General features: G+C 56.6%; 2 protein-coding genes. One reads left to right on the top strand and one right to left on the bottom strand.

Going from position 1 to position 2852, the window contains the following annotated elements:
* Nucleotides 1–43: 43 nt before the first annotated feature.
* The gene (gene iolD, locus ACFDSS_RS14450; RefSeq protein WP_375256413.1) at nt 44–1912 is read right to left on the bottom strand and encodes a 3D-(3,5/4)-trihydroxycyclohexane-1,2-dione acylhydrolase (decyclizing); all 1869 of its coding nucleotides are present in this window, start codon (nt 1910–1912) and stop codon (nt 44–46) included.
* A 124-nt stretch (nt 1913–2036) separates the two neighbouring features.
* Between iolD and ACFDSS_RS14445 the strand changes: the two genes are divergently transcribed.
* Nucleotides 2037–2852: Gfo/Idh/MocA family protein (locus ACFDSS_RS14445; protein WP_375256412.1), on the top strand; the 816-nt coding region annotated here is incomplete at its 3' end.

Here is a 2852-nt window from a genome sequence, read left to right as displayed (position 1 = left end):
ATGACGAAGTTGTTTGCCTTGATCCCGTCGATCAGCCGCGACATCAGACGCCTTTCCGTTGCTTGTGGCGTGAGGATTCCCAATCAATATGGGCGTCGCGCACCTTGTCAGAGCCGGTCACATGCGGCGTGCCGACTTCCCACCACGCATGGCCTTCGGTTGTCCAACCTTCATAGGGATCCACCTTCATGCAGATCACATAGGTTCTGTCAGCGGCCTTTGCACGACCAAAGGCCGCTTCAAGCTCTGCGGGAGAACTCACAGTCTCTGACAAAGCCCCCATCGCACGCGCATGGACTTCAAAATCGACGCCAACTTGGGTTGTAGCCGTTGGTGTGTCGGCAATTAGATTGTTGAAGCTTTCATTTCCGGTGTTGTTCTGCAACTTGTTGATGACCGCAAAGCCGCCGTTGTCCAGCACTAGAATAATTAGTTTTTTATCAGTTAGAACAGATGAATAGATATCGGAGTTCATCAACATATAGGAGCCATCACCAGTAAAGACGATGGTATCGCGATCTGGTTCCATCTGCATCTGCGCGATACGCGCGCCCCAACCACCCGCAATCTCATAGCCCATGCACGAGAACCCGAATTCGACATCAACGGTCCCGATATCCAGCGTTTTCCAGTTGGCTGTCACCTCTGCGGGAAGCCCGCCAGCGGCAGCAACAACGCGGTCGCGCGGGTCGCACAGACGGTTCACCTCACCAATAGCTTGCGCATAAGATGCAGGACCGTTGCCGACGCGGGTATTTTCGGCCACGTAGGCGTTCCATTTCGCACGCTTGTCTTGGGCTTTCGCCGTCCAAGAGGCCGGTGCGGTATGGCCCGCCATTTCAGCGTTCAACGCCTCAAGGCCCAGCTTTGCGTCACCCACAACCGTGGCTGACATATGCTTTGCCGCGTCATGGCGGGCGGCATTCAAGCCGATGATTTTGGCGTCATGGGCAAATGCCGTCCATGATCCTGTCGTGAAATCCTGCAGACGGGTGCCCACGGCTAGGATGACATCGGCTTCTTCCGCAGTGCTATTGGCGCAATCAGAGCCGGTGACACCAATCGGGCCGATATTCAGCGGATGATCGTGGACCATATTCGCGCGACCTGCGATCGTCTCAACAACCGGGATGCCGGTCGCTTCAGCAAAGGCCGTCAGCTCCGCCACAGCACCCGCATACTGCACACCGCCACCTGCAATAATCATCGGTCGCGCCGCATTGCGAAGCAGAGCCACAGCGTCGGCGATTTCAAACATATCAGGGGTTTGGCGGCGAATGCGGTGCACGCGCTTGGCAAAAAAGCTCAGTGGATAATCATATGTCCAGCCTTGCACATCCTGCGGCAGGCCAATGAAAGCAGGTCCGCAATCAGCTGGGTCAAGCATTGTGGCCAGAGCCGCTGGCAGCGACTGAATAACCTGCGTGGGATGCGTGATGCGGTCCCAATAACGGCTGACCGCCTTGAACGCATCATTGACGCCAAACGAAGGGTTCCCGAAATGCTCCAACTGTTGCAGCACCGGGTCAGGCAGTCGCGTCAGGAACGCATCACCACACAGCATCAACATCGGCAACCGGTTCGCATGCGCGAGGGCGGCAGATGTCAAAAGGTTCGCCGTGCCCGGGCCCGCAGAGGCGGAACAGAACATAAAGCGGCGGCGCTTCCATGCTTTCGCGTAAGCAGCGGCGGCAAACCCCATGCCTTGCTCATTCTGGCCACGATAGAGCGGCAAGTCCTCTCTATGGTGGTAGAACGCCTCGCCCAGACAGGTCACATTACCATGCCCGAAAATGCCGAAACCGCCCCCGCAAATGCGGTGCTCCTCGCCGTCGATTTCGATGTATTGATTGGCCAAATAACGCACAATCGCCTGCGCTGTCGTCAGCGTGACAGTTTGCTGTCCCTGCATTAACTTGTTCCCCCCAATTGAGACCAATTGCAGCCAACGCGCGATTGGATGTTGACCTGCGGCCTAAAAGAACGATACCAAAATTGCAACCGGTTGCAACCGGTTTCTGGGAGGAGCATCAGCTATGACTGAGATTGGCATCGGGATCATTGGTGGCGGCTATATGGGTAAGGCCCATGCCGCGGCTTACGGGTCTGTGGGGGCACTTTTTGAAACTGCGTTGCGGCCACGGCTGGAAATGGTCTGTGCGTCTTCGGATGCGTCAGCAGAACGGTATCGCGCGGGCTTCGGATTTGCGCGCGGCACATCCGATTGGCAGGTCTTGGTAAACGACCCAAAGGTCGAGGCCATCGTGATCGCCTCACCCCAAGAAACCCACCGCGCGATAGCACTGGCGGCTTTTGCGCTTGGCAAACCTGTATTTTGCGAAAAGCCGTTGGGTGCGTCATTGGACGATTCCATCGCAATGAACGACGCGGCTGTTGAAAGCGGCGCGATCAACATGATCGGCTTCAATTACATCCGCACGCCCGCATCGCAATATGCGCGACAATTGATTGCTGAGGGCCGGATCGGGGATGTCACATGGTTTCGCGGCGAGCATACCGAAGACTTTTTGGCCGACCCTGCCCTGCCCGGCAACTGGCGCACCCAAGGCGACGCGAACGGGACAATGGGCGATCTCGCCCCACATATGATCAATGGTGCGCGTGCTTTGATTGGGCCAATCACGGCGCTGTCGGCACAGGTGGAAACAGTTCACAAAACACGTGGTCAGGATCAGGTGACCAATGACGATCAGGCGCAGTTCATGTGTCGTTTTGAAAACGGCGCGCAAGGGCATCTGTTCTTCAGTCGTGTCGCAACCGGGCGCAAGATGGGCTATGCCTATGAAATTCACGGCACCAAGGGATCAATCCGTTTCGATCAAGAAGATCAA

The sequence above is a fragment of the Yoonia sp. genome, from assembly GCF_042093035.1.
Taxonomy (GTDB): Bacteria; Pseudomonadota; Alphaproteobacteria; order Rhodobacterales; family Rhodobacteraceae; genus Yoonia.
This window is presented reverse-complemented; position numbering and strand designations above follow the sequence as displayed.

Excerpts from the sequence above, each read along its gene's own strand:
- iolD (WP_375256413.1), bottom strand. The coding sequence starts at position 1,912 with ATGCAGGGACAGCAAACTGTCACGCTGACGACAGCGCAGGCGATTGTG.